The 1960-nt window shown below is 27.1% G+C and carries 4 protein-coding genes; all 4 read left to right on the plus strand.

The window, feature by feature from the left end:
- The first annotated feature begins 143 nt into the window (after nt 1-143).
- The 4 genes from AACU95_RS09755 to AACU95_RS09765 all read left to right on the plus strand — a co-directional run bounded on the left by AACU95_RS09755 (nt 144) and on the right by AACU95_RS09765 (nt 1911).
- Nucleotides 144-491 carry a hypothetical protein gene (locus AACU95_RS09755; protein ID WP_065429010.1) on the plus strand — a complete coding sequence of 116 codons (348 nt, stop codon included), beginning with the start codon at nt 144-146 and terminating at the stop codon, nt 489-491.
- A 15-nt stretch (nt 492-506) separates the two neighbouring features.
- Nucleotides 507-1109, plus strand: coding sequence for a hypothetical protein (locus AACU95_RS09760; protein ID WP_036894467.1), 603 nt, complete (start codon nt 507-509; stop codon nt 1107-1109).
- A gap of 160 nt (nt 1110-1269) precedes the next feature.
- Complete coding sequence (locus tag AACU95_RS17940; RefSeq protein WP_368873847.1) at nt 1270-1401, plus strand: endonuclease toxin domain-containing protein; 132 nt, start codon at nt 1270-1272, stop codon at nt 1399-1401.
- Nucleotides 1402-1404: 3 nt separating this feature from the next.
- Complete coding sequence (locus AACU95_RS09765; RefSeq protein ID WP_141192030.1) at nt 1405-1911, plus strand: contact-dependent growth inhibition system immunity protein; 507 nt, start codon at nt 1405-1407, stop codon at nt 1909-1911.
- The last annotated feature ends 49 nt before the right edge of the window (nt 1912-1960 follow it).

Consider the following 1960-nt stretch of genomic DNA (forward strand, 5'->3'; position numbering starts at 1 on the left):
AAATAAATATAACTTGTTAACTAACTATTACTGCTATAAAACCGATAGTAGATCAAGAAAAGTTATTTATAGCAGCAAATAAACGTGTAATAGATGAAATTAATAAAATATCTTCAAAAAATAAAGCTAAAGATATAGCTACAATGGTAGCTGCATATGATATTAAAACAGGAACTATTATAGTAAGAGGAAGTGTTGGTTCTGACATTAAAATAGAAATGCTTCATAAAGATACTGTGGTTCTACTAAAAAATAAATTAGGTGATGTTAAAGTTGGAACAAAAACAGTACATTGTGATAATATTGTAGGAGGATGCGGTGAAGTATTAGCCGCAGATCAGCTGATTCGAAAAGGGGTCAAACCTCAAGATATCAGAATTTCTCAGGCATATCGCCCCAGAAAAGCTTACGGATATGATTTATCTACTATGCCAGAAGAAGCATTTGTTGATACATGTAAAAATTGTATTAAAGTTTTTTTAGATGAATAGTATTAGGGAGTATATATGAGATTGTTACTTGATATAAATTGGTATCCAGGTCAGGGAAGAAATCATTCATGGGTTGCTATGGATAAAAATGGATATATTTCAATGATGCTAAATAATGGATATGGATGGTTACCTAAATGTATATTAGAAATAAATAATATAAAAGAATCACTTAATGATTTATGTGAATATATCGATGGCGACTCTGAAAAGTATAATAATAATGTTAATAAAAAAGGTGAGTATCTTATAGATTTATATTCTAGCTGGGTATATAAAAAATATAAAAATAAGCAAGAAATAATTAATAACTTTAACTTTAGATTAGAAAATAAAAAAAACTGTGATGCTGAGTTAGCAACTAAAATGGGAATGTTTTATTTTGAAGCATTAGAGGGGCAATCAATAGGAGAGGATTATCCCATTGGATATGAAGGCAAAACCAAAATGGGTGATTATTTTCGTTTTATTGTTCCTACCGTTTATGCAACAATAGCAGATATTCCAGAAGAGTTAAGGAAATATATTGTAGTCTCTGATAGTCTTGATTTTACTAAAGATAGATTGCTTGATAATAATAAAATTAGCGATTATTTTACTCATATGTATTCAGAATAAATAAATTAGTCGCTAATTTTTAATGTAAGCATCAATAAATAAAAAAACCATTTTTTTAATATTATTTCTAAGATAATGATTAGGTGATGGTTTTATTTGGAAATTATTAAATAGATAAATATCCAGCAGAAATAAAGGTTATAAAACTTTACCAAGTGATATTAAATCAAAAACTCTAGAATTAGGTGTTCCTGCAAGAATAACCAAACAACAATGGGATGCTATTAATAAATCTATTAAAAATGCATCTTCAAAAAATATTAAGGTTAATATTACAATCGTTGAGGAGTAAATAGTGTCTATATCAAAGAAAAATAACTTAAGAGCAAGTGTCTATTTTAATAATGATTATTATATTATAACAACCCTTTCAAAAAGCGGTATTTATTTGATTGATTTTGAAAAAGGTTATAAGGTTTTATCCAAAGATCCATTTAATGCAGATTTGGGTTTCTTTACAAGAAATGCATTAATCCAAAGCGAAATATTAGATGCTAATTCATCTGAATATCATGAAATGCGTAATAACGAAGGATTATATTCTGAATGGGTAAAAAAAATAATTAAAGAATGTAATTATAAAAATAAAACGACACTATTCAAAAATATGAACTTATGTAATGTGAATGTGACTGATGGTATTATATCTATTATTCCTTATGATCACTTACGATTGGATCATTGGATTGGTAAAAGTATGCCTAACAATGCAATTATTACATTAAAAACCAATTGTAGTGACGAGGTTTTAGGTGCTTCAATAAAAAAAGCTTTTACACGTTGTATTAGCTGTAAAGTTTAAATGGATATTAAATAAAATCACCTTATACTAATTATGGGGAAGGTGATTT

The sequence above is a fragment of the Proteus sp. G4415 genome, from assembly GCF_963896075.1.
Taxonomy (GTDB): domain Bacteria; phylum Pseudomonadota; class Gammaproteobacteria; order Enterobacterales; family Enterobacteriaceae; genus Proteus; species Proteus mirabilis.

Excerpts from the sequence above, each read along its gene's own strand:
- AACU95_RS09760 (WP_036894467.1), top strand. The coding sequence starts at position 507 with ATGAGATTGTTACTTGATATAAATTGGTATCCAGGTCAGGGAAGAAAT.
- AACU95_RS09755 (WP_065429010.1), top strand. The coding sequence starts at position 144 with ATGGTAGCTGCATATGATATTAAAACAGGAACTATTATAGTAAGAGGA.